Raw genomic sequence first — 23,236 nt, 5'->3', positions numbered from 1 at the left:
AGGTGGAGGCCGTCCTTGTTCTGCATGACGAGATTGTTTGTCCCCTCAGCGCAAGCGGCCCATCCTTCGAGACGGCATCTGCGATGCCTCCTCAGGATGACGTTATCGTGTTGTTATTTCGCCGAGAACCGACAGCCACCACAACGTCATCCTGAGGAGAGCCGAAAGGCTCGTCTCGAAGGATGCGCGACTTGCTCCTGCGTGCTCCGCGGGCAGAGGAGGGGGATTGGGCGTCGGGGCCGGTTTGCGCCGCCAAGTCGGACGTTTGCAGGATTTCGGACCGACCTATAAACTGCCATTCGTTGCGCTACGTTCGAATGGTCTATAGAGGGCGGGGAGCGGACATTCACTGCGCTTGCACACAAAAAGGCGCTCCCGTGGACGCGGATGCTCACGGTGGTCTGGCACAGCAACGCTGCACGTCTCAATGCATGGGAGTAATGCGATACAATTACCCCAACCGTCACGCGTTGCCCCTTCCATAGAAATGAAAGAGGAAATACCGTAGCTGGGTTGACTGATAGTATGATTAAGGAATCCTAAGCATGGCTGAGAGTGTTGCGATCCTTGTAGGAAATTCTAAGTACAACTCTCTCCATCAGCTGGATTGCGTAAAAAATGACGTCGTCGAGATGAGAAAGCTCATTGCCGCGACAAATAAATTTAGCAATATTTCCGTATATTTAGACAGGCCTATATCTGACGTAAAGGGTGAGCTGAAGGCGCTTGCCAAGTCGCAAAACCAAACATCTGAAATATTATTCTATTTTTCGGGGCATGGGGCGTCAGATCAGGACAACTTCTATATGTGCTTCTCTGACTTCAACGCAGATATACCCAACCGCAGCGGCCTGTCCCGGGATGAGGCATACGATATACTCCGCGAATTTAATGCCAAACAGACCGTCATTGTGATAGATGCTTGCGCTTCGGGGGGGAACCTAATCAAAAGTGGAGCGGATTTTCTGAAGGCTGCTCCGAAAGGAAAGTTCAACGACTTCCTACAAATAGGCTCCTGTTTGAACGACCAATCATCCCGTGCCGGTATTGAGCTGAGTCGTTTCACAGACGCTTTCATCGAGTCAGCTCTGACCAAAGAAAGCGGAGTTGTCTACTATTCTGACATTGAGAGCGGCCTAAAGGATGCCTTTAAGAGATTCGATGACCAGACTCCCCATTTTGTTTCTCAAGGGACCGGGTTGGCAGAGTTCTGCGGCGACGCAGAAGCATTGAGTTCTCTTCGTGCGGAGTTCTTCTCCGTAGGCGACGTATCAGATCCAGTCGACCCCACCGAAATCGACACACTCAAAGCTGCACTCGCTGAAATTGATAGAATTGACGCAGAGGTTCCCGGGCGCGAAGGTGCGCAAGCCTTTATTGATGGAGTTTTCAAAATAGGTTTTGAGGACGGAGGAAGTCTAGGCGATATTTCGGAAATATTCGAGCAGCGCTTCGTGAAATACAACGACTATTCTCATGTCGAGAACAAAAAGGCGATATACAATCTTCTCCGACAGCGACCGGGTAATGATGTCTTCGTTGAGGCGAGTCGATGGGAAACCAACCCCAAACCTCAAGGATCGATTTTTGATCAAATGGTTGAGTCAGCTATTTTTCGGGGGCCGATTAATTATTCATACTCCTTAGAGAATCTATGCGAGCTTGAATCAGTTCACGTCGGGATCTACTTTGAGCCAAAAAGGAAATCTCTGAACCGTGTTTTCTCTGAAATAGTCTTTATACCGCGACTAACGGAATGTTTGATACTTACTTCGAATAGTATTGAGCTCCGGTCTGGGTGGGATTCGTTTAAGCCGTCTACGAGCACTAAGGAATGGAAATGGTCTCATCACCAATGGGCCGCAGACCCCTCAGAGGTCGTATCCTTAGATGTGCAGGATCCATACGATTTTCTAAGGAATTATGTTTTGCGGTTCAGCCAGAAGGCTGGGGAGGATCCTTCGAGAAAGCCCTTTTAGGGAATGCGCCGATGATCTGCTCTGCTTCATACGATCGTCCGCTCCGAGCCAGAAACTGCATTGACTCGGCCCTGACTGGAGGGCGGCTCTAGCGATATCGCATCCGAAACCTCCCCATCTTCCCCCCCCCAAAAAAAACGGCCCCCACCTCCCGGCAGGGGCCGCTCTCATTTTTCGGCTTATTTCGGAGCAAGCCGCTTACTTGTCGACGCCGCCCCAGATGGCCTCTGCCGTCTTGACCACCAGCTCCAGCTTGCGGCGCTGGTCGTCCATGGTGACCTTGTTGCCTTCTTCCGTGGAGGAGAAGCCGCATTGCGGGGCAATGCCGAGCTGGTCGAGGTCGCAGTATTTCGATGCTTCCTCGAACTTCTTCTTCAGGTCGTCGAGGCTCTCAAGCTCGGGCGTCTTGGTGGTGATGAAGCCCGGCATCACGCGCTTGCTGCCCTTGGGCAGAAGCCTGAGCGGCTCAAGCGAACCGGCGCGCTCGGAATCGTATTCCATGAAATAGATGTCGATGCCGGTCTTGTTGAAGATCGCGTCCGCCGCCAGATCGTAGGCGCCTTCGGCGGCATAGGTGGAGACGAAGTTGCCCCGGCACAGGTGCATGCCGATCTTCATGTCGGCGGGGCGGTCCTTGATCGCCTCGTTCATCATCCAGGCATAGCGGTCGATCAGCCAGTCGGGATCCTGCCCGAGCTTCTTCTTGTCCTCGCGGTGCTTGGGATCGCACAGATAGGCGAAGAAGATGTCATCCATCTGCAGATAGCGGCACCCGGCATCGTAGAACGCCTGAACCGCCTTGGCATAGGTTGAGGCCAGGTCCGCGAACAGGACGTCGAGGTCCTTGTATTCCGGCGGCGTTATGTCGTCGGGGGCCACGCGGAAATGGCAGCAGGAGGGGCCGGGGATCGAGATCTTCGGCTGAACCTTGGTCTTGGACGCGACGAACTTGTAGTGCTCGATCATCGGATGATCGGCCGGGAAGTCGAGCTTGCCGGTGATTGTGGGATAGACCGGCGGGATCTTGACCCCGTGGAACTGAACGCCTTCCTCGCGGGTGACGAGTTCGAAGCCGGTCAGCAGGCCCATGAAGTCATAATGCCAGAACTTGCGGCGGAACTCGCCGTCGGTCACGGCTTTCAGCCCGACCGCTTCCTGCATCTTGATGACGTCGATGATGGCCGCATCCTCGATCGTCGCCAGCTCTTCCGCGGACATGGTCTTGTTTTCGAAATGGGCCTTGCGGGCGGCCTTCACGCTGTCGGGGCGCAAAAGGCTGCCCACATGATCCGCGCGATAAGGGGCGCCGGTAACGGGGTCGCTCATGAATATCCTCCTTAGGCTGATTCAGACCATCGGCGCTCCTCCCGTCGCCAGGCTCCCCTCACGGGGCCTTCTCCGGGACTGGCCGCATCGCCAATGGTGCGCTTTCCGCCTGGCAACAAATGCCAATGCTTCAAACGCGAAGGGCGCGAGCTTAGGTCAGCGCGCGGGATGCGACAAGGCGTCGAGCCAAACGGCCTGAGGAAAGTTCGGATATTCTCTGCTTGGGCGCGAAGGGAGTTAGAGAAGGCCCTTCAGGTCCTCCAGCCGGTCGTTGACCAGCCAGCCGTAATAGTTTTCTTCCGGCCAGCGGGTCTGACCCTGCTGGCGGGCGCGGGTGTAGCGCACCGCCCGCTCCCAAGGCGCCCCCACATTGTAGAGTGTCGCGGTGATGCCGGGATTGGTGGAGATGTCCACCTTCGCGACCGCCTTGTAGGCCTCAATGGCATCCTGAATGACCGCCGCCATGTAATGCAGCGACTTGGACGGGTCCATGGCGGCCTGATAGATTTCCAGCGCGTCCTTCGGCTCAAGCTTGTCGAACCCGCTCACCTCATGCACCCGATCCGACATCTTCAGGATCGTCAGCGGCGTCAGCTGGCCAAGCCCGAAGCTCTGGCCCGCGAAAAGCGGCTGGAAAAACGTCTGGTTGAAGGTCTGGTTGGGGTAGCTGACCTTGCCGACCGTGCGGCCGCGGAAGCGGCTGTTCCACACGCGCTCGTAGCACGACCAGCTCACATTGCTGTCGCGCTGCATCTTGTCGGAGTGGCAGCGCTTGAACTGGTCGCGCTTGACGAAATCCGCGACCGGCTCGTCGGCATATTTGAAGCTGATGTCGAGCCCCGCATAGGCGGCGGCCTTGATGTAATAGCTCTGGGCGCTGTCCAGCGTGTCGTAATTGTAGGTGTGCTCGCCGACGATCGCGCCGATCATGTGGACCGGATCGATATCGTAGAGGGTCGCCACCTTCTTGATGGAGCTCATCAGCCGCCGGTCGCGGCGCAGCATCGCCAGCACCTTTTCGAACTTGCGGTCATAGCTGGACTTGAAGGCCGCGGTGCGCCGGGCGGAGGCGAAAGGCACGTCGGGCTGGGTCTTGTTGCGATTGCCCTCCGGCACAGAGGTGAGGGAGGCGGCGAGCGCGGTGGCCGGCGTCAGCGCAACCGGCGCAAGGGCCGACAGGGCAAGCGGCGCGCCAAGGGCGACGAGGCAGGCGGCACGCGCCACAGCCCGCACGGTGTGCGCGCGCATAAGCTTCAAGCCTTGCTTCATGGAGCAACCCTGCATTTGCATTCTCCCAGGCTGCCTTGCCAGTCGATCTTCCGGCAACCTGTTTTCCTTGCCATCCGGTGGTTTTCGCTCTCGTCGCCCGCGCGACAATTCGGTGTCGGTCGCATCCGCTTTATCGAATCCGAGCATCCAAACGACCCGTTCATGGCCCGCAACCTAGTCACAGATGTGGCCTGGTGTGCTCAAATCGCCGTGCGCTCGAAAAGTTATGCACAGCTTGGTCCGAGCCAAAACGATGCCGGGGGCAAAAACGCGCGCCCGGAGCTGCTTTCATTCATACCCCAAAGCGCATTGATGACGCGAGGGCAGCGTTGGGCTTGGCGCCGTTTCGCGTCGCAGTGCGACCTTGGGAACACACGGCACAAACCACAAGCCGCAGCGCTGCGAGTCGACCGTAACGACGCCTTCACCGTGATCTGCCCTTAGCCGAATGGACGGCGGCTTGGCGCTTGTGTCATTCTGTCGCGCGGGCATATTGTATACGTAATTTAACACTGGTACCGCGTGTAATTTAGCGGACGCCTTGGGAGGGGCGACGCCATGATTATTCTTATTGTGGATGACCATCCGCTTGTGTGTTCGGCGCTCGAAACAACGCTCATGAGCGGTATTGAGGGATGCCGGGTCATTCAGGCCCATTCCTGTGCCGAGGCTCTCGCCGTCATGCAAGACCGCGACGATATCGACCTCGTGCTTCTCGACCTCAAATTGCCGGATGTGGACGGTTTCCAGGGGTTGAGCCAGATCCGCCGCACCTCGCCGCGTCTGCCGGTTCTGGTGATCTCCGGGCTTGAGGATGCGCGCCTTGCGCAGCTTGTCTCCAGTCACGGTGCGCTTGGTTTCCTGAACAAGAAGGCGCGGGCGGAAGAGATTGTGGCCGCGGTCTCCAGGGTGCTGGCGGGCGAAACGGTCTTCTCGCCGATCACGTCTTGCACCAGGGCGGTGTCGGAGATCGACCCGGCGGTCGACGCCATTCGCACCCTCACCCCGCAACAGGCAGTTGTGCTGAGGATGCTGGGGGAGGGGCTTTTGAACAAGCAGATCGCCTATGAGCTGTCGATCAGCGAGTCCACCGTCAAGGCCCATGTTTCCGCGATCCTCAAGAAGCTCGACGTCTCCTCGCGCATGCAGGCGGTTCTGATGGCGCAGGGCGGCGTCTTCGATCAGGCGATGGGTTCCATGGCCATGCCGGTTCCCGAACTGGCCTCCGCCGCCTTCGCTGCCGCGGACAGGTGAGCGAGATAGGCGCGCAACTGGCCGGGCCTGACGGGCTTTGAGAAATACTCGATGCCCTTTTCCGCCGCGCGTTGGCGGATTTCCTGCGAGCGGTCGGCGGTCACCAGAATGCCCGGCACCTGGCGGCCCAGATGCGCGCGCAGCAGAATGATCGCGTCAATTCCATCAATGTCGCCGTCCAGATGCAGATCGGCGATGATGGCGCAGGGCACCAGCCCCTGCGTGCGTGCACGTTTCAGCAGCGCGCCATAGGACGGCGCCGTCACCGCCCGCATCTGCCAGGTTGCCAGCAGACGCACCATCGCGTCCGCAATATGGCTGTCATTCTCCAGAACGAAGAGCAGGCCGCTTTCATTCTGTTCGTCCGCGCCGCGCGGGGCGCCTTCGAGCAGGTTCTGGCCTTGCACGGTGGTGGTGGAGACGCGTGCCGGCGCAAGCGGCACCACCACCGCAAATCGTGACCCGCGGCCTGGCTCGGAATCCAGTTCGATATCGTGGTCCAGCAGGCCGGCTGCGCGTTTGACGATGGCCAGTCCAAGCCCCAACCCGCCCGGACGCTGCGGGCCGGTTGTCGTGGCGCGGCGAAACTCTTCGAAAATCGTCTGATGGTGTTCGCGCGCGATGCCGTTGCCAGTGTCGTGAATTTCCAGAACCACCGAGGCACCGCGCCTGCGAACCCCAAGCAGGATGCGTCCCGATGCGGTGTATTTCAGGGCATTGGACAGGAAATTCTGCACGATCCGGCGCAGCAGATGCGGGTCGGAGCGCACCACGGCGGACGAGGGTACGACCGTGAGGCGCAGGTTCGCCTGCCGGGCAAGGGCCCCGAACTCCGTTTCCAATATGCGCAACAGATCCCCCACCGGGATGTCGCAAAGCTGTGGCTCGTAGCCGCCCGCATCCATCTTGGAAATGTCGAGAAGGGCGCTCAGCAGGTCCTCGGTGGAATGGAAGGCTTGAGTGACATTGGCAAGCAGGTCGCGCGCTTCCGCGGTAATGAAACTGGTGCTGTCCAGCGCCGAAAGATAAAGCCGCGCCGCGTTGAGTGGTTGCAGCAGGTCATGGCTTGCGGCGGCCAGGAACCGGGTTTTCGAAAGGTTGGCCATTTCGGCCGCGCGCCGTGCGCGTTCCAGGTCGCGCGCCGTGGCTTCGTGTCGGCGCACCTCGTCTTGAAGCGCTTCGTTGAGTTCGGTCAGCGCGCGGGTGCGTTCCTCGACCCGCTGCTCCAGTTCCTCGTTGGACCGTTCCAGCAGGCGGGCCGCCTCATTCTGGGCGGTGACGTCGGTGAGCGTAATGACGAAGCCGTCATCGGGCATGGAACGGAAATTGGAGGCAACCACCCGCCCGCCGCGATAGGTGATCTCAAGGCGTAGTGGATAGCGGGTCTCCACGCGCGTGACCCAGGCAATCGCCTCATCCTTGCGCGCACGCGGCACCCGTGCCCCGTGCCGCCACACAAGGCGCAGCAATTCGCGCACCTCCATGCCCGCATCGATGTCCACATAAGGCAGGTTCAGCAGCATCGCGGCTTGCAAATTCCATGTCACAAGCCGCATGTCGGCATCGAAGACCACCACCCCTTGTGCGATGGAGGCGACGGTCGCGACCAGCAGGTCCGGCTGCCTGGACATGTCCGTCAGTCGCCGGGTCTCCTGCAGGCGCTTGAAGTGGGTGATCTCCGAGACGATGACGACGCGGCCGCCTTCCTCCGTGTCGCGTTCGCTGATCTGGATCCAGCGCCCGTCGGACAAGAGCTGCTGGAACTGGCAGTGCTTGCGCTTGTGGCGCTCCACGCGGGCAGCCAGCCAGGCTTGCGGGTCGGTCACGGCTTCCACGATCGCCCCGGTTTCCGCAGCGCGACGCACGATCTGCTCGAAATGCGCGCCCGCCACCAGAATGTCGGCGAGGCCGGGAAACAGTTCGCGATACCGTCGGTTGCACAGCACGATCTTGTCGTCGCTGTCATAAAGGATGAAGCCCTCGCCAATGGAATCGATGGCCTGCTGCAACTGGCGTCGCGCGATCTTGGCCTCGTTCATGGCGCGCGCCACGCGCTGGATGCGCTTTTCCACGTTGGTCTCAAGCTCGGCGACCGACTGGAACAGCTTGAAGGCGTTGCCGGTGAAATCGTGGCTGCGATCCACCTGCCGGATCAGCGCATCGCGAATGGTGCGCAGCTTGGCGTTTTCAGTCTCCAGAGCCCGCAATTGCTCCTGAAGCTGGCGACGCGAAAGGCCGGGGGCTTCGCGCGTGGTCATCGCTTGCCTCCGCCGATGGCGAGCCCGGTCAATGTCTGGCTGAGATGCAGGAAGCGGTACTGTTCGCCATAGGTGTTGAAGCCGATCATGCGGAAATGATCGAAGATCTGCAGAAGATCGCCGGTGATGCCCAGTCGCTCCGCTTCCAGCCGCCGCAGGATGCAGTCGAAGCACAAGGCGAGTTCAATTCCGCCGATGCGCTCGGATAGCCGGCCCATGTGCTGGCTGAGATTGTCCCGCATGTCCTGCGGGTGGGCCAGCGTCAGCACGATGCCCTCGTCTATGGCGCAGAAGAAATGCAGCGCGCCGTCGGGCGTGACCTTCTGGATGGCGCGGACGTGGTAGTCGCCGCCCACGCGCACCAGCAGCGGGTTGGCGGCGAAGATCTCCGGCGTCAGCGCGCCCACATCGGCCCCGATGAGCCTTGCATATTCGTCCGCCGCAGGTTCGGCATTGATCGACCACACGACGCGGCGTTGCGGGTCGGCGCTGGTGACCACCACCCGGTCTTCGGTGGGCGAGAAATGTTCCAGTTTGAACACCTCTACGGGTCGCGACGAGGCGCCCAGCACCACAAGGGCGGTGTCTTCCATAACCCGTCCATTCAGAAAGATCTGCGTGGTGTCGAAGTTCAGATTGTCGCCGGCGGACGCCCCGAAGATCGGCACCGCATCGAGCGCCGCATAGGTGGAAGCGGCGATTTCCTCTTCGCGCCGCGACAGGCCATCGACCAGCAGCATGGCGAAAAAGTGCTTCTGATCCGGGGTGAGTTCCTGCAGCAGCGAAAAATAGGCCGCCTCAATGGCCTCGCCGCTCTCCGCCATGGAAAAGGCGTTGAGGTGCGTCAGCGGGCAGATTTGGAAGGAAAAGGCGGAATGGTCAAAGGCCACCGCCACCGCGCCGTCTCCTTCGTAGGACGTCGCCGTCAGGCTGCCCGCCGTGGTGCAGCCCACAAGCTGGCTTTGCGGATAGGCGGCGGCCAGCGGCCCCACCACATCCTCGTAAGGCAGGTTGGAAGAGACGAACAGCGCGATCAGCGCCGGGTTGCAGGGGCCGAGGCCCTGCTTCAGTTCCTCCAGCATCCGCACGGGATTGCGCGACTTCGACCACGCCCGATAGACGACTTGGGCGTCCGCCTGGATGTTGATGTCGGCCTCGGCAATGGACATGGCCGCTCCTGCTCTCCCTTCACGATATCGGGCCGTCATGTTGAAACATGATCAAGCCGCGATGGCGCGTCCTTGAATATCAGCACCTGACGCAAAGTCTATCGTGTGGTCGGTAGCTTGGCTGCAATACTGTAGTGCTACAAGTGTAGGCGGCGAAGGAAACACTGCCGTCGCGGTGTTGGCGTTCTTTGCGCGCTTTGTTGGCAGGGCAACGGAAGGGAGGGCGGTGGACAGGCTGAAAGGTGAAACGCTCATGGTTAGACCCGCGCGCACGCCCGGGTTCCTTTTCGGCAAAGGTACGCGACGGATTTTGGGTGTTTCGTTACGTGTAACAGCACGTAATATGCGTCAAGCCTAGTAGAAACAGCGCACTTCCGCCTCCACCTGTGCGCGGCGAAGGCGCTCCACCATCACCTTGGTGGCCGGTGTCTCGCGGAAGATCGCCATCTTCTCGCCGCCGCCCGCCACCTGCCGCATGCGCAACACCGTTTCGGCAAGCGTGTAGTCGTCATAGGACAGAAGCGAGGCCACCACGTCGATGGAACAGGCACATTGGCGCAGTGCTTCGCCGGTATCGCCATTGGCCGCCATGCAGCCCAGCACATAGTCCGCCACGGCGATGGTCGGATAGTCGTTGGCGCGCGCGGGCGTTGCGGTGCTGGCAAGGGCGACGACCGCCCCCGCCACCATCGCGCCGACAAGCCTGCGGGGCGATACTCCCGGCATCACCGCACCTCCCGCAACTGATAGATCTCATGCAGCATCGGGCCCTCGCCGGGCTGGTCGGGGCGCGCGGGCGTCGCGGTTTCAAGCGCCACGATGCCGCCGGGGACCTCGTCGCTGATCGTGATCGAATAGCGCTTGGTCATCAGCTTGCTCATCTGCGCCTTGTGCGTGTCGCTGACAAAGGGCGTGAAGCTGATCTGGCGCGCCTTCACGGTCTTGCCGGCCACCTCTGCGGTCACGTCTTCGGCGTAAAATGCGCCTTTCATGCCCATGGAATGGCGGATCACATTGCGGAAATAGTGGCTTGATCCGCCGGTGCCGCGGCTCATCTGGTTCACGTCATGCTGGAAGAAGATCAGCAGGATCGGATTGAATTTGCTGGCGACCAGAGGTCCGATCTCGCGCGCAGCGCCTTTTGCGAAAAGCGTCGCCGCCACGTCATAGCCATGGTCGCCTTTCTTTCCTGCGCGCTTGAAGGCGAGGATCACTTCATCTGCAAAGGCCTCATCCACCATCCGGCCTTCCAGCCTATAGTCGAAGACGAGCTCTGCCTCCTCGCCCAGTCCCTTCAACTGGTCGAAGCCGTAGATCTCGGCGGCCGCGCTGTCGGGTGTCAGCCCCTCCATGCCATCCGCCAAAGCAGGGGAGGCGAGGCTTGTCAGAACCGCAAGGCACAGGGCGAGCGCATGCGCGCGAAGGGCCATGATTATCGCTCCGTTTCAGGTTGGAAAAGCGCGCCGATGGCGCGGCCGAGCGCAAAGGCGCGCTGTTCCAGAAGCACGGGCTGCTCGCAGAGATAGATCTGCGTCTTCTCCCGATCTTCGAAGATCCGCTGGTCCCATGTCAGGGCTTCCATGAGATCCTTGCGCTTTTCCTCTGACAGATCGTCTGCCTGAAGGGCGGCGCGTGTCTGTTGCACGCGCGCCGCCAGCCCCGCCTGTTTGCGGGAAAACCGCTTGATCCCGGCAATGAGTGAGGCGCGGTCGCGGTTGATCACCTGCAAGGCCCGCCCGAAGAGCGCGGTCAGGCGCGCCTCGCGCGTCTCACCGAGCCTCTGGGCGAAATGAGCGACCATGATTTGCGCGTCCTCAATCGACATGCGCCTTGCGGCAATGGTTGCCCCGAGCCGCGCGACCTCGCCATCGCGCTCCCACATGGCCGGTTCCGGGATCGGGCCCGACCAGACCTGCGCAGGGGAGATTTGCGGCACGAGACGTTGAATGCAGGGCCAGTCTTCATTGCCGCCGCCTGCCGCGTGAGCGGGGGCCGCGGCGCTCACATGCGCCACAGGCAAGGCGATACCCAGGATCAGGAAAAGCCGGGAAGGTCTCATCGGATCACTTCACATGGATGGTGACGACGGTGCCTTTTTCCAGCAGTCCGCGCGCATACATCTGATAGGTGCCCGGCCGGATGGGAACGAAGAAGATCTCCGCTTCGCTCTCGTCTTCGAATTCCAGTTCGTAGATCGAGTTGGCCTTGATCTCCATGTCGCCGGCCTCGACCTTGCGCAGCCAGATGTAGTCGAAGAATTCCGGAGCAACGAGCGCATATTCCTGATAGCCCGACGCCTTGATCTTGAGCGAATAGGACTGGCCGGTGCGCAGATTGTATTCCTTCGGCGAGACGTTGAAACCGATCATGTCGGTGCCGAGGACCAGATCCTCAAGTTCCTCCGGTTGTGTGGCGAGATAGCCATCCGCCTGTGCGCTGGGCACGGCCAGAAGGCTCGCCGCCGCGAGGCCGAAAAGGGCTGCCTGAAATCTCTTTGCGGTCTTGCGCATCATCGTTGTGTTTCCTCCCGTTGAATGAAATCGATCAGGGCTTGATCGCGACGCCCCACGGGAAGCTTCCCACGGGAATGGAGACGAGCGTTTTCAGAGCGGCGACATCGATCACCGACACGTCGTTGGAAACGCCGTTCGTTGCATAGAGCTGGCTCTCGTCGGGGGTGAAGGCGAGCTGCCAGACGCGCTGTCCGACGAGCAGGTAATCCTCCACCTCATAGGTTTCCGCGTTGATCACGGCGACCCGGTTTGCCGGTCCAAGAGCGACGAAAGCCCTGGAACGGTCGCTGGCTATGGCGATGCCGACCGGCTGAAGGGCTTCCTTTTGAAGGCCGGGCACGGAAAAGGAGATCTTGTGCTTGATTTCGCGGGTCGCCGCGTCGATCACGGACACCGTGCCGCCGATTTCCGAACTCACCCACACTTCCTCGCCGTCGGCGGTGAATTGCGCATAGCGCGGACGCTGGTCGACCAGCACGTTTGCGACGATCTCGAAGCTCTCCGCATCGATGAAATGCGCCATGTTGGTGGTCTCGGAGGTGTTGACGATGATCTTGCCGTCCGGGCTGACGCCCATGCCTTCCGGCTCCACACCGACCTGCACCTCGTTCAGTACATCGCCTGTTTCCAGATCGATCACGGTGACGAGATTGTCGTCCTCATTGGCCACGTATAGCCGCTTACCGTCGGGCGCGATGGTCATGAGCTCCGGATCGGGCCCGGAGGGAAGCGTGCCGATCATCTCCAGACTTTCCGTATCGAGCACCTCGATATGATCGGAATCGCTGGCGCAGATATAGAGAAGCCGGTTATCCGTGCTGAGGGCGATGCCGCGCGGGCGTTCGCCCACGGGGATGGTGTTTGTCACTTCACGCGTGGCAGCGTCGATAACCGTGATCGAGTTGCCTTTCTCGTTGGAGACAAACACGGTCTGGCCTTGCGCCACAGGCGTGAAGGCAAGCGCACTGGCAAGCGCTGCGGCGGCAGGCATGAGGCAGGTGCAGAGTTTCGCCAAGTCGGACATGCGATCTCCGTTTGCTGGTCGGTTATTGCAGGTTGCAGGACGTTTCCGGCTGGTCGTAGCCGAGGCTGTCGAGCTTGGTGCGCTGGTGCAGAAAGCCCGGTTGCGGCGAGACCGACACCAGAACGCGCTTGTTGGTGAGGATCACCGGCTGGCGCATCTGCTGGTTCCATGTGCGGAAGGAAAGCCCCACGCCCTTGAAGCCGCCAAGCGCGAAGTCTCCGGATCGCAAATAGGCGCGCACCGCGCCCGTGTCGGTGGTGTTGGTGCGGGTCACCGCCTCGCCGATGGCGCGCACCGCAAGCCATGCGCCGTAATCGCGTTCCTCCATCCAGCGCCCGGCCTCCGCCACAAAGCGGTTCTGGAACTGGGTGGAGCCCCATTGCTCCTGAACCCTGTGCCAGGAGAGCGGCGCAAGCCCTTGTGTGCCCGCAACCGGGCGCGGCGCATGGGTATTGAAGGGCAGGTATTCGCCGAAAAGGTCGTTTTCGTCCGCAACGATCAGCACATCGTAATCATCGCCCGCCCCTTGCGTCGCGACCGGCATCTGGCGCTGCACCTGGATGTGGCCGGAATCGGTCCGCCGCGCGATGGGCGAATAGGCGTAAGCTTCATCCGCTACAATTTCCGCGCCGAATTTCCGCGCCGATTGGCGGATCGCTTCGGCAAAGGCCGCGTCCCCCGGCCCCGTGCCGGACAGGAGAAAGACGTTCGCCCAGCGCTTCCAGACCAGAAACTGCATCAGCGCATCGCTGCGCTGAGCAAGCGACAGGGCGGTGTGGAAGACATGGTTGAAACAGGTGTCGGTGCGCAGATCCGTCTCGCCCGCCCGCCCGTTGAATATGAGCGTGCCATCCGCGCCTTCGGCCCGCGCGATGGCCAGAAGATCGTCATGGGCCAGATCCGCGATGAAATAGCGGTGCCCGCTTGCAACCTCCTGTTCGAAGGCCGCCGCAATGTCCCCGTCGGCAGGCACGACCACCTCGCGCAGGGAATAGGTGTGGCCGAGGAAGCGACCGGTGGTCTGGTTGTCCTTCAGTGCGAGCCTTGCGCCCCACACGCCGGGGTCTTCAACCTCCGGGTCCACGAAGGCAAGCGACAGCCGCGGCTTCTCCGCCCTGGTGAGATAGACCATCTCCAATGAGAGGCCCTGCGCCGCGTGGGTGGTTTGTGTGCCGCAAAGTGCAGCGAACAGACCGCACATGCTGGCAAGCAGGATCATCGCGCGTTTCAAAGGCCGCGCGGAACGCGCCTTCCCGGTGGGGGCAAGGCTGCGCGCAAATCCTCCTCGCGCAGCCGCCAGGCCACGTTGGATCGGTGTCAAGAAGTGTCCCTCCCGTGCCCCTCGCCAGGATTCGCGTTCGCCCCCGTTCCCTCCGAACCTCTTGTCGGGTTCACAATTTCGGAAGCGATTCAGGCCGCGATCCGGTCTGTCTTCGGGTCGTTTAACAGTAATATTGCAAAAGCTCCGTCGCGGTCCCATTGGCCTTAAGTGCCATAAGTGACCGGGAACGCTGCGGCAGTTTGTGGTCTTGTGAAAAGGCGCAAGGGAAGCTTGTGCGTAAAGCACGCGAAAACATGGCGCTATGGCGGGAAAAGGGTACTTTCGGACCATAGAAGCGCAGTGGGCGGATACCGTAAAAACTGTTTGACGGACAGGCTCTGGGCCCGGCATCCCCTGTCGGGTGGCTCCGGGTGATTCATGTGCCCGCCCTGATCTGACATGAGAGATCTCAGGGATCTGAGACGAAAATTCTAGGAAGGACGACTGCGATGGAAGTTCGTGCAGCCGTGGCCGTTGCGGCCGGAAAGCCGTTGGAAGTAACGACGGTCAATCTTGAGGGGCCGAAGGTTGGCGAAGTCTTGGTCGAGATCAAGGCGACGGGCATCTGCCATACCGATGAATTCACCCTGTCGGGGGCGGACCCGGAAGGCCTGTTCCCGGCCATTCTGGGGCACGAGGGCGCGGGCGTCGTGGTCGAGGTCGGCCCGGGCGTCACCTCGCTGAAGCCCGGCGATCATGTGATTCCGCTCTACACGCCGGAATGCCGCGAGTGCTATTCCTGCACCAGCCAGAAGACCAACCTGTGTACCTCCATCCGCGCAACGCAGGGCCAGGGCCTGATGCCGGACGGATCCTCTCGCTTCTCCACGCTCGATGGCGAGCCGATCCTGCACTACATGGGCACCTCTACGTTTGCCAACTACACGGTCCTGCCGGAAATCGCGCTGGCGAAAATCCGTGAGGACGCGCCCTTCGACAAGGTCTGCTACATCGGCTGCGGCGTGACGACGGGCATCGGCGCGGTGGTGAACACCGCCAAGGTGGAAGTGGGCGCGACCGCGGTCGTCTTCGGCCTGGGCGGCATCGGCCTCAACGTTATTCAGGGTCTGCGCCTGGCCGGTGCGGGCATGATTGTCGGCGTCGATCTGAACCCGGCCAAGAAGGAAATGGCCGAGCGCTTCGGCATGACCCATTTCGTCAACCCGACCGAGGTTGAGGGCGATCTGGTTCCCTATCTGGTGAACCTCACCAAGCGCCGGGGGGATCTCATCGGCGGTGCGGATTACACCTTCGATTGCACGGGCAACGTGAAGGTGATGCGCGACGCGCTGGAATGCGCGCATCGCGGCTGGGGTGAGGCCATCATCATCGGCGTTGCTCCGGCGGGCGCGGAGATCTCCACCCGTCCGTTCCAGCTCGTCACCGGCCGCGTCTGGAAGGGCACGGCCTTTGGCGGCGCGCGCGGGCGCACCGATGTGCCGAAGATCGTCGACTGGTACATGGACGGCAAGATCGAGATCGATCCGATGATCACCCACACCATGCCGCTGGAAGACATCAACAAGGGCTTCGACCTGATGCATGCGGGCGAGTCCATCCGTTCGGTGGTGCTCTACTGACGCGCGCTGGGCGCGCAGGGTCATAAGCCTCTGTCCGCCGGAGTGATCCGGCGGCGGATCAGGTCGACGGGCGGCGGCCAATCCGGCAGGCCGCCCGTTCGACACGAATGCAACAATCCGGAGTACCTTCATGTCCGTCTTTGAGGAACTGTCGAAAACGACCTGTTTCGGCGGCCGTCAGCTGACCCTTTCCCATGACAGCACCTCCACCGGCACGCCGATGCGGCTGTCGGTCTTCCTGCCGCCTGCGGCGGAAAACGGGCCTGTGCCTTGTGTCTTCTGGCTGTCGGGTCTCACCTGCACCGAAGAGAATTTCACCGTCAAGGCGGGCGCGCAGCGCATGGCTTCCGAGCTTGGCCTGATGGTCGTCGCCCCCGACACCAGCCCGCGCGGCGAAGGCGTGGCCAATGACGAGGCCTACGATCTGGGCCAGGGCGCGGGTTTCTATGTGGATGCGACGCAGAGCCCCTGGGCCCCGCATTTCAAGATGTATTCCTATGTCACCGAAGAACTGCCCGCTCTCATCCGCGAGGCGTTCCCGGTGCGCGAAGGCGGCTTCGGCGTGATGGGCCATTCCATGGGCGGCCACGGCGCGCTCACAGTGGCGCTGCGCAATCCGGATCTCTTCAAGTCCGTCTCGGCCTTCTCGCCCATCGTCGCACCGACGCAGGTGCCGTGGGGCCAGAAGGCGTTCACCGCCTATCTGGGCGAGGACCGGGAGGCCTGGAAGGCGCATGATGCCTGCGAACTGGTGCGCACACGCGGGTTCCCGACGCAGATTTTGGTCGATCAGGGCGATGCGGACGGTTTTCTGGAAGAACAGCTCCAGACCTCGCGTCTGGTCGATGCCTGCAAGGAGGCGGGTCAGTCCGCCAAGATCCGCATGCAGCCGGGCTACGACCACTCCTATTTCTTCATCGCCACCTTCATCGACGACCACCTGAGGCATCACGCAAGGATCTTGGGGTGAGGTGATCTGAACGGGCGCGAAGAGGATTTCACTTCTCTTCGCGCTTTACCAGTCCAGTAAAGCCGATGATGGTAATCGCCACCATGATCGCGCCGACAACCCGTTCGAATATCGCGAGAATGTGGGCGAACCATCCCACCGGAATGGAATGGATGAAGTTCCAAGGCTGCCAGCCGATGGACACGAGAGGCTTCTTGAAGGGCGGCGAAGCTGTCACGTCTGCCCGCCACAGCGTGTCCGAGCCGAAATCGAGGATCGGCACGAAGAGATCCAGCGAATAAAGAAGCGGTTGGAACGTGGGGTAGGGGGTGTTCTCGATATCGCCTTCACGCACCTGCTGGAAGAGCCTTTCCGGCCCGCAGGCACCATTGGAACAGGCGGCTTCCAAGGCCCAGAAAACAAGAGAAAAGGCTACGACAAGTGTTGCGCACCAAAGCGTCGCTTTGACCGGATTGTAGCCGTAGTCAGCCGCATGGTGCAGCAGGAAGCCCATGATGCGCGAGCGCAGGGGAATGCCGTCTGCGCGCCTTTGGCGCGTACGGCGCTCGATGGAAACCTTGTCCGCCGCCTTGTCGTAGCCCATGGCCCGCAGCACGGCGGACGTCATGCGCCAGGGTTGCGGGTTGAAGTGACCTTTCAGGTCGGCGGCGGACTGCCCCGCAAGCCAACGGACGCGCGCCTCGCCCACATGGTCGCCGGAGGGGCGAATCGTTCCTGAAGGGTGCTCGAAGTGCCTGCACTCGAACCCGTCGAGCACGATGTGCTGGATGTCGCGACCGCTTTCGGTATCGCAGAGCCGATCGTTGCAGACATCCTGCCCCGGTTCCAAATTCGGTGGCCAACCGCTCTCGAAGTCCTCAAGGGTATCGCAACGCGCCCGCGAAAGGTCGACGATGCCTTGAGGGCATACACGCGGCATGATCAGCCTGCCCTCGAAAACGGCCTCTTGTAACAGCAGGCAATAGCTTGGCATACGTAAGGCTTCAGATTGTTCCAACGCCTCTGCAACTATAAGCCCCTGCTTGCGCGCCTGCGCTGAGCAGATCAGCGCGGCACTGCGAAAATTAGCTGCACTGCGAAAACGTGTGCGTCTCGTGTCGATGGCGCCAAGAAATGTCGTGTTGAAGAACTGAACTGGTGCTTCGATGTTGGCATTGGCAAGGGTTAGGCAGCGGTCTAATGAGGGGGAAAGCGTTAGGCCGGTAAGCTGGAACCCTGTTTTAACCGTGGCTCGATCAAGGCGGATTTCCCCGTCGATACGAGTGTTCCCCCTAATCAATATTCCTCCGAGAAATCGACTGAATGAACCCCTGAGTGCTATTCCCGTTGGATTGCAGAAGGTGGCGTCTTCGGCGCCAAACTGACCAGAGATTTCCGCCCCGTTGATGGCGAATTCTCCCTCCACTGTCGCAACGTGCATGAACCAACTCGTCGCCTTGATGCCTTGCGCCCGTATTGCACGGCCGGCAGGGTTGCAAAAAATAGCGTTGCGGGAGGCGAACTGCCCAGCGATCTCAGAGCTGTTTATGGCGAATTCGCCTTCGACCTTCGCGTTATGCATGAACCAGCCTGCTGCTTTTATGCCTTGCGCAGATAAGGCTCTGCCACCGGCATTGAGAAAGGCGGTATTGTTTGCGCTAACTTGACCAGTAACAACCGTAGCATCGATGAGGACTTCGCCATTGAAAGTCGAATGGTCGAAGCGTATAGGACCCTCAATACGGGTGTTGGTCAGATTCACCCCCCTCTTGAACGCGCAGAATTCAAGAATAAGAGGGGCGGGAATGCGGCGGTTGGCGAGGTAGACAGGTTCCTCAAAGATCGCGCCGATGAGCTGAACCCCCTCCGGCGCGAGACGCCAGTCTGGATAATCCGAGTGCTGGAAGTCATCGGTGGTGACCGCGCGCAGGAGGCCGGGAGAGATAATCCTCTCCACTTCCGGAAAATCGCTACAATCCGAGATCTCCCCACTTCCCGCCGCTCCGATCAGGCATCGCTCAGCGTCGGTGGGACGGCCATCTTCGCGGTGGAATTCGTTGAAATCGCCCATGGCTGCCCCGCAACATCAGGAATCGCTTTGAAAGCAATGAAAGCCTAGATCGGCCTCATTATCGTGAATAGTGACAAACATTTGATGGCGTTGTGGCCACGAAGGCAGGCAACGCGGCACGACGGGTCTCATTGCGAAGGATGGATCTATCACCCAGCCCCCGCCCGTCCCGCAGCCGGCCCACCCCGCGCGGGGGTATATCCCACCACCGAGGCAGCCCCGAACACCGCCAGCGTTACCGCCACCACCATCAGCGCGAAGGTGTTTACCTGTCCGTAGAGCGCGAAGCGGATGGCTTCCACGATGTAGGTGAAGGGGTTCCACGCGCAGGCGTGGAAGAGCCAGAGGCTCGATTCCTTTACCCGCCACAGCGGGTAAAGCGCGCTGGAAATGAAGAACATCGGGAAGATCACGAAATTCATGATGCCGGCGAAATTCTCAAGCTGGCGGATCCAGGACGACAGGAACATGCCGATGGCCGAAAGCGTCAGCCCCGTCATGACGAGGACGGGCAGCATGGCGACAAGGCCGGGCAGGGGCAGGTCCGTGCCGAGAGCCAGGGCGATGCCCGCAAAGGCATAGACCTGAATGATGGAGACGAAGGTCGCTGCCATCATGCGGGCGGCCAGCACGAACCAGCGCGGCAGCGGCGTGGACAACAGCACCCGCATGGAGCCCATCTCCCGGTCATAGACCATGGAGAGCGAGGACTGCATGCCGTTGAAAAGCTGGATCATGCCGATCAGCCCCGGCACCACATAGACGTCATAGGTGATGTAGGTCTGATAGGGCGGGATGATCGAGAGGCCCAGCGTTGCGCGAAAACCCGCCGCAAAGACGATCAACCAGATGAGCGGGCGCACGAGGGCGGCCAGAAAGCGCTCCTTCTGCTGCACGAAACGCAGGATCTCGCGGGTCAGGATGGCGATGAAGGCGCGGGCGGCATGGGAGGGGGTCAAAGGCGTTCCTCCTCACGCATCGATGTGAGCCGGGTGAAGGCGTCATCAAGCCCATCCGCCCCCGCATTGCGAACCACCTGGCCGACCTCGCCGCGCGCAACGATGCGGCCCTTTTCCAGAACGATCAGGTCGTCCTCCGGCAGAACCTCGTCCACCAGATGGGTGGCCCAGAGAACGGCGATCCCGTCTTCGCGGGCGAGCCGGTGAACCTCGTTGACCAGCCAGCGCCGGGTGGCGATGTCGAGGCCGGTGGAGGGTTCATCGAGAAGCAGGAGGCGCGGTCGGTCGAGGAGGGCCCGCGCCACCTCCACCCGTCGCCTCTGCCCGCCGGAAAGCGCGCGCACCTTGGCGCGGCGTTGATCTGTCAGCCCCACCTGATCGAGCAGCGCGGCGATACGGTCCCCGGCCTGCCGCCTGCTTAAGCCCCGAAGCGCTGCGAAATAGCGAAGGTTGCGCTCCACTGTCAGGTCAAGATCCAGTGTCTGAGCCTGAAAGACGATGCCGAGGCCGGAAAGCGCCCTGGAGCGGTCGCGTTTCAACGCGTGTCCGTCAATGCGGATATGGCCCGCTCGGCTGTCGAAAAGCCCGGTGATCAGCGCGAACAGCGTGGTCTTGCCCGCCCCGTTCGGCCCCAACAGCGCGGTGACGCGGGCCGGTGCGAGTGTCAGGCTCACATCATCGAGCGCGCGTTTCGCGCCATAGGCATAGCTCACCCCCTCGATGGCGAGCGGCGCGCGCATCGCGAAATCGTCCATGCTTCGGCAGTCCTCCCTGCGCACTCTCCCCTTGCACGATTTGGGCAGTCTGGCGCAGATCGGAGGGGCTGGCTATGGGGCGGATGGGGGATAGGGAAGGGGAGCAGGCGCGTGTGGCAAGGGGGGAGCGTGTGGCAGGGGGGGGAGCGTGTGGCCGATCCTTCGAGACGGCATCTGCGATGCCTCCTCAGGATGACGTCGAGTGTGTGGCTGGCGTCCAGAAGAACCATTCCGCGAAACCAACAACGCAAAGAACGTCATCCTGAGGAGGTCGCCATGGCGACCGTCTCGAAGGATCGGCCACGCCCTCCCAAATTCGCCCCCTCCCAAACGCGCCACGCACCCAAACCGGCCGCTCCGCTAATCCTCAAGCGCGGCTTCCACGCGCGGTCCCCACCGCCGCCGCTGCGCGATGAAGGAAACCCCGCGCCGCCACGCCTCGTCGGTGTCGCCGCGAATGGAAACGGAGGCGTTTCCGAGCATCTCCTGTGTGTGGACGTCGTAGACGATGATCGTGATCGACTGGATGAGCGTGGAGACCTTGTGCACGAAGCCGGTGATCGCGATGTCCGCCCCAAGCTCACCCGCAAGACGCGCGCCGCAGGGCGGGCAGATCCAGGGTGGCTGAAGCGCGTCGATTTCCCCGCCATGCCCCGCAAGGTCGATCGGTGTCATCCCACGCGCCAGGAGAAGATCGGAAAGCTCCGCTGTGATCATGGCAAGCCGCGCGCGTTCCGCTTCCTTCATGCGGGCGGGCAGATGTTCCATCGAGGTATCGCGAAGAACGAAGGGCAGCACTGCAACCTTCGCCTTCCCGGCGAGGGCGGGTGCGGGAAGGAGCGCGGAAAGGATCAGCAGCGCGATGCCGCAAGCCACTGCTGGTACGCGGATGCATCTCACGAGCCCGGCTCCAGCTTGATCGTCCAGCTTTCGGTGAAGCTGCGTTCCTCGGTATCCGTCACCCGGGCTGTCAGCGTTGCCCCCTCTTCCGGCTTCAGGAAGAACCGCAGGCTCGGGTTCTCGCTCATGGAAATGTCGCCATCGAAGGCAAGGACCGGCTTGCCGTTGAGCGAAAGCTCGATGGTGCGCACATAGTCCGCCGGGATCCAGAGCTGGGTCAGCTGATCGGTCTGCATGCCGGAATAGTTCGGATGGCTCACCATCACCTGCGCTTCGGACGGCTCGCCCGCGCGCCATTCGCCGATCTGGCGGAACCGCATTTGGCCCAGCCGCGACATGGCAAGCTTATGGTCCTTTCCTGCCGGCGCCGAACAGCCGCCCGCCGCTTTCACGTAATTCGCCGCCATGAAGAGCTTGCCATCGCTCGTCTCCGCGATGGCGCGGATATTTGTATAGGCGTTGACGCGAACGCGGGTGGAAAGGCTGGCGATGCCGTTTTGCGGAAAGAAGCGGAAGGTGCCCACGACCGGGGCCGGGTTCTCGTCGACGATCAGCGTGATCTTCGTGATCGAACGTTCCGCGTCCTGCGGGATGAGCGCGGTGATTTTTATCGGAACCACCGCCGCATCATGGGCACGGTAGGGTGTTTCAAGCGCGACGACGCCCGCCGCATCGGCGATTTCGCGATCGCCGAAAACGCTGTCGCGGATATCGGGCCATGCGCTTTCGTCAGCTTGTGCATCGGGCGCGGCGAGGAAACCCGCAAGCAACAGGCTGCAACTGAGGACAAGGCCCGGCCAGAGAGAGAGCCGGGATCGACTTTCGGCAAATATGCGCATCATTCCCACTCCAGTTCGGTATAGGCGGTCACGATATTGCGGCCATGCGATCCATCGAAAAGCAGCCAGTCCCCGCGCCCCAGATCGGCCAGCCGGGTCACGGTTTCATCGATTGTGAGCCCCTGCGCGATGGCCTCTCGCACACCGCTTGCCAAGGCCTCCAGATAGGCGCGCTGACGCTGCAGCATCGGCCCCGGCGGGCCGACCTCCCCATGGCCCGGAACCAGCGATGCAGGCGCCAGTTCGACAAGCGTGCGGAGGGCGGCAAGCCACCCTGTCAGGCTGCCGTCGAGCACCGGAATGCGGCCATTGAAAACCAGATCGGAAGCCCAGAATGTGTCGGTCTTCAGGTCATGGATCGTCAGGTCATTATCCGTATGCGCGGCGGGCCAGGCGGTCAGGCGCAAGGCGCGGTTGCCCAGATCGATGGTCATCGTCTCCTGGACCAGCATCGACGGGGCGATGAAACGGGCTTCGCTCCCTTCCGGCGCAATTGCAGCGAGCCGCTCCAGATAATACGCACCGCGTTCCGCCAGCGCGCGCGGCAGGCGATGATGGCCCGCATTGGCGATGGTACCCGCCGCAAAGCCCTCCGCAAAGGCCCCGTGGCCGAAGCAGTGGTCGGGATGCACATGGGTGGCGATGACATGGCTGATCGGTTTGCCGGTCGCCTGCACGGCTTCGCGCAGGGCTTGACCCTGCCGGGTGGTGGCCCCGGTATCGATCACCGCGACGCTTGTCTGCCCGACAACGAAACCGATATTGGCGATCGCGCCATGGTTCTCGCCATCCATTTCCGCCTGCTTACCGGAGCGCATGAAGATGCCCGGCGCGATTTCTGCGAATGAAGGGGCCGGGGAAGCCTTCGCGCTCGCGGCAAAGGGCGCAACAGGCGAGGTCAGCATCACCCCGCCCGCCGCCGCAATGGCGGCCAATGCGCTGCGCCGTGTCGGTTCGCGCAGGTCCGTTCTGGGCGCGCCCGGTTTCATCCTGTTGCCGTCATGCCTCCCTACGTCTGGCCTCCCAAAGTCTGGTCTGGCAAAGTCTCGCCTCCCACGCTCTGACGTCAC

The 23,236-nt window shown here is 61.5% G+C and carries 20 protein-coding genes; 4 read left to right on the top strand and 16 right to left on the bottom strand.

All coding sequences use genetic code 11. From position 1 onward, the window contains the following. The first annotated feature begins 545 nt into the window (after positions 1 to 545). Positions 546 to 1,979 (top strand): caspase family protein, encoded by a 1,434-nt coding sequence (locus ABGM93_RS09305; RefSeq protein WP_321505581.1) that lies wholly within the window; start codon positions 546 to 548, stop codon positions 1,977 to 1,979. A gap of 198 nt (positions 1,980 to 2,177) precedes the next feature. Here ABGM93_RS09305 and ABGM93_RS09300 read toward each other — a convergent pair whose 3' ends face one another. Together ABGM93_RS09300 and ABGM93_RS09295 are read right to left on the bottom strand one after the other, a co-directional pair. Next, the gene (locus ABGM93_RS09300) at positions 2,178 to 3,305 is read right to left on the bottom strand and encodes a 5-methyltetrahydropteroyltriglutamate--homocysteine S-methyltransferase (RefSeq protein ID WP_319772199.1); all 1,128 of its coding nucleotides are present in this window, start codon (positions 3,303 to 3,305) and stop codon (positions 2,178 to 2,180) included. Between the two features lie 237 nt (positions 3,306 to 3,542). Continuing rightward, the gene (locus tag ABGM93_RS09295) at positions 3,543 to 4,589 is read right to left on the bottom strand and encodes a DUF1402 family protein (protein ID WP_321505580.1); all 1,047 of its coding nucleotides are present in this window, start codon (positions 4,587 to 4,589) and stop codon (positions 3,543 to 3,545) included. A 543-nt stretch (positions 4,590 to 5,132) separates the two neighbouring features. Between ABGM93_RS09295 and ABGM93_RS09290 the strand changes: the two genes are divergently transcribed. After that, positions 5,133 to 5,828, top strand: coding sequence for a response regulator transcription factor (locus ABGM93_RS09290; protein ID WP_321505578.1), 696 nt, complete (start codon positions 5,133 to 5,135; stop codon positions 5,826 to 5,828). Here the strand turns inward: ABGM93_RS09290 and ABGM93_RS09285 are convergent. The 8 genes from ABGM93_RS09285 to ABGM93_RS09250 form a co-directional block, all read right to left on the bottom strand. After that, on the bottom strand, positions 5,756 to 8,086 hold the full coding sequence (locus ABGM93_RS09285) for a NahK/ErcS family hybrid sensor histidine kinase/response regulator (RefSeq protein ID WP_321505576.1): 2,331 nt from the start codon (positions 8,084 to 8,086) through the stop codon (positions 5,756 to 5,758). The genes ABGM93_RS09290 and ABGM93_RS09285 overlap by 73 nt on opposite strands. Beyond that, the gene (locus tag ABGM93_RS09280) at positions 8,083 to 9,255 is read right to left on the bottom strand and encodes an FIST N-terminal domain-containing protein (protein ID WP_321505574.1); all 1,173 of its coding nucleotides are present in this window, start codon (positions 9,253 to 9,255) and stop codon (positions 8,083 to 8,085) included. Before ABGM93_RS09280 ends, ABGM93_RS09285 begins: the two co-directional genes overlap by 4 nt. Before the next feature lie 354 nt (positions 9,256 to 9,609). Next, complete coding sequence (locus tag ABGM93_RS09275; RefSeq protein WP_321338672.1) at positions 9,610 to 9,945, bottom strand: hypothetical protein; 336 nt, start codon at positions 9,943 to 9,945, stop codon at positions 9,610 to 9,612. A gap of 35 nt (positions 9,946 to 9,980) precedes the next feature. Then, positions 9,981 to 10,685 carry a hypothetical protein gene (locus ABGM93_RS09270; RefSeq protein ID WP_321505572.1) on the bottom strand — a complete coding sequence of 235 codons (705 nt, stop codon included), beginning with the start codon at positions 10,683 to 10,685 and terminating at the stop codon, positions 9,981 to 9,983. A 2-nt stretch (positions 10,686 to 10,687) separates the two neighbouring features. Then, positions 10,688 to 11,314 (bottom strand): hypothetical protein, encoded by a 627-nt coding sequence (locus ABGM93_RS09265; protein ID WP_321505570.1) that lies wholly within the window; start codon positions 11,312 to 11,314, stop codon positions 10,688 to 10,690. Between the two features lie 4 nt (positions 11,315 to 11,318). Continuing rightward, positions 11,319 to 11,768 carry a copper-binding protein gene (locus tag ABGM93_RS09260; protein ID WP_321338501.1) on the bottom strand — a complete coding sequence of 150 codons (450 nt, stop codon included), beginning with the start codon at positions 11,766 to 11,768 and terminating at the stop codon, positions 11,319 to 11,321. A gap of 31 nt (positions 11,769 to 11,799) precedes the next feature. After that, positions 11,800 to 12,759 (bottom strand): YVTN family beta-propeller repeat protein, encoded by a 960-nt coding sequence (locus ABGM93_RS09255; protein ID WP_321505802.1) that lies wholly within the window; start codon positions 12,757 to 12,759, stop codon positions 11,800 to 11,802. A 55-nt stretch (positions 12,760 to 12,814) separates the two neighbouring features. Continuing rightward, entirely contained in the window at positions 12,815 to 14,113 is a 1,299-nt protein-coding gene (locus ABGM93_RS09250; protein ID WP_321505568.1) for an ABC transporter substrate-binding protein, read from the bottom strand. 449 nt (positions 14,114 to 14,562) lie between these two features. Here ABGM93_RS09250 and ABGM93_RS09245 point away from each other — a divergent pair, with 449 nt between their 5' ends. After that, entirely contained in the window at positions 14,563 to 15,693 is a 1,131-nt protein-coding gene (locus ABGM93_RS09245; protein ID WP_321505566.1) for an S-(hydroxymethyl)glutathione dehydrogenase/class III alcohol dehydrogenase, read from the top strand. Positions 15,694 to 15,823: 130 nt separating this feature from the next. Next, on the top strand, positions 15,824 to 16,663 hold the full coding sequence (gene fghA / locus ABGM93_RS09240; RefSeq protein WP_321505564.1) for an S-formylglutathione hydrolase: 840 nt from the start codon (positions 15,824 to 15,826) through the stop codon (positions 16,661 to 16,663). 28 nt (positions 16,664 to 16,691) lie between these two features. On the opposite strand, the gene ABGM93_RS09235 is transcribed toward fghA, so the two are convergent. The 6 genes from ABGM93_RS09235 to ABGM93_RS09210 all read right to left on the bottom strand — a co-directional run bounded on the left by ABGM93_RS09235 (position 16,692) and on the right by ABGM93_RS09210 (position 23,155). After that, on the bottom strand, positions 16,692 to 18,713 hold the full coding sequence (locus ABGM93_RS09235) for a hypothetical protein (RefSeq protein WP_321505562.1): 2,022 nt from the start codon (positions 18,711 to 18,713) through the stop codon (positions 16,692 to 16,694). Positions 18,714 to 18,862: 149 nt separating this feature from the next. Continuing rightward, on the bottom strand, positions 18,863 to 19,672 hold the full coding sequence (locus ABGM93_RS09230) for an ABC transporter permease (protein ID WP_321505560.1): 810 nt from the start codon (positions 19,670 to 19,672) through the stop codon (positions 18,863 to 18,865). Next, the gene (locus ABGM93_RS09225; protein WP_321505558.1) at positions 19,669 to 20,427 is read right to left on the bottom strand and encodes an ATP-binding cassette domain-containing protein; all 759 of its coding nucleotides are present in this window, start codon (positions 20,425 to 20,427) and stop codon (positions 19,669 to 19,671) included. Before ABGM93_RS09225 ends, ABGM93_RS09230 begins: the two co-directional genes overlap by 4 nt. Before the next feature lie 360 nt (positions 20,428 to 20,787). Then, positions 20,788 to 21,327 (bottom strand): DUF3280 domain-containing protein, encoded by a 540-nt coding sequence (locus ABGM93_RS09220; protein ID WP_321338488.1) that lies wholly within the window; start codon positions 21,325 to 21,327, stop codon positions 20,788 to 20,790. Then, a complete protein-coding gene (locus ABGM93_RS09215) occupies positions 21,324 to 22,169 on the bottom strand; it encodes a quinoprotein dehydrogenase-associated SoxYZ-like carrier (RefSeq protein WP_321505556.1) in 846 nt (281 codons plus the stop codon). Before ABGM93_RS09215 ends, ABGM93_RS09220 begins: the two co-directional genes overlap by 4 nt. Beyond that, positions 22,166 to 23,155 carry a quinoprotein relay system zinc metallohydrolase 2 gene (locus tag ABGM93_RS09210; protein ID WP_321505554.1) on the bottom strand — a complete coding sequence of 330 codons (990 nt, stop codon included), beginning with the start codon at positions 23,153 to 23,155 and terminating at the stop codon, positions 22,166 to 22,168. The genes ABGM93_RS09215 and ABGM93_RS09210 overlap by 4 nt, the downstream gene beginning before the upstream one ends. Positions 23,156 to 23,236: the final 81 nt, after the last annotated feature.

Source organism: Breoghania sp., from assembly GCF_963674635.1.
GTDB lineage: Bacteria > Pseudomonadota > Alphaproteobacteria > Rhizobiales > Stappiaceae > Breoghania.
This window is presented reverse-complemented; position numbering and strand designations above follow the sequence as displayed.

What these genes read in the sequence shown, in the direction of transcription:
- ABGM93_RS09305 (WP_321505581.1), top strand. Translation starts at nt 546, where the DNA reads ATGGCTGAGAGTGTTGCGATCCTTGTAGGAAATTCTAAGTACAACTCT.
- ABGM93_RS09300 (WP_319772199.1), bottom strand. Translation starts at nt 3,305, where the DNA reads ATGAGCGACCCCGTTACCGGCGCCCCTTATCGCGCGGATCATGTGGGC.
- ABGM93_RS09295 (WP_321505580.1), bottom strand. Translation starts at nt 4,589, where the DNA reads ATGCAGGGTTGCTCCATGAAGCAAGGCTTGAAGCTTATGCGCGCGCAC.
- ABGM93_RS09290 (WP_321505578.1), top strand. Translation starts at nt 5,133, where the DNA reads ATGATTATTCTTATTGTGGATGACCATCCGCTTGTGTGTTCGGCGCTC.
- ABGM93_RS09285 (WP_321505576.1), bottom strand. Translation starts at nt 8,086, where the DNA reads ATGACCACGCGCGAAGCCCCCGGCCTTTCGCGTCGCCAGCTTCAGGAG.
- ABGM93_RS09280 (WP_321505574.1), bottom strand. Translation starts at nt 9,255, where the DNA reads ATGTCCATTGCCGAGGCCGACATCAACATCCAGGCGGACGCCCAAGTC.
- ABGM93_RS09275 (WP_321338672.1), bottom strand. Translation starts at nt 9,945, where the DNA reads ATGGTGGCGGGGGCGGTCGTCGCCCTTGCCAGCACCGCAACGCCCGCG.
- ABGM93_RS09270 (WP_321505572.1), bottom strand. Translation starts at nt 10,685, where the DNA reads ATGGCCCTTCGCGCGCATGCGCTCGCCCTGTGCCTTGCGGTTCTGACA.
- ABGM93_RS09265 (WP_321505570.1), bottom strand. Translation starts at nt 11,314, where the DNA reads ATGAGACCTTCCCGGCTTTTCCTGATCCTGGGTATCGCCTTGCCTGTG.
- ABGM93_RS09260 (WP_321338501.1), bottom strand. Translation starts at nt 11,768, where the DNA reads ATGATGCGCAAGACCGCAAAGAGATTTCAGGCAGCCCTTTTCGGCCTC.
- ABGM93_RS09255 (WP_321505802.1), bottom strand. Translation starts at nt 12,759, where the DNA reads ATGCCTGCCGCCGCAGCGCTTGCCAGTGCGCTTGCCTTCACGCCTGTG.
- ABGM93_RS09245 (WP_321505566.1), top strand. Translation starts at nt 14,563, where the DNA reads ATGGAAGTTCGTGCAGCCGTGGCCGTTGCGGCCGGAAAGCCGTTGGAA.
- fghA (WP_321505564.1), top strand. Translation starts at nt 15,824, where the DNA reads ATGTCCGTCTTTGAGGAACTGTCGAAAACGACCTGTTTCGGCGGCCGT.
- ABGM93_RS09235 (WP_321505562.1), bottom strand. Translation starts at nt 18,713, where the DNA reads ATGGGCGATTTCAACGAATTCCACCGCGAAGATGGCCGTCCCACCGAC.
- ABGM93_RS09225 (WP_321505558.1), bottom strand. Translation starts at nt 20,427, where the DNA reads ATGGACGATTTCGCGATGCGCGCGCCGCTCGCCATCGAGGGGGTGAGC.
- ABGM93_RS09215 (WP_321505556.1), bottom strand. Translation starts at nt 22,169, where the DNA reads ATGATGCGCATATTTGCCGAAAGTCGATCCCGGCTCTCTCTCTGGCCG.
- ABGM93_RS09210 (WP_321505554.1), bottom strand. Translation starts at nt 23,155, where the DNA reads ATGAAACCGGGCGCGCCCAGAACGGACCTGCGCGAACCGACACGGCGC.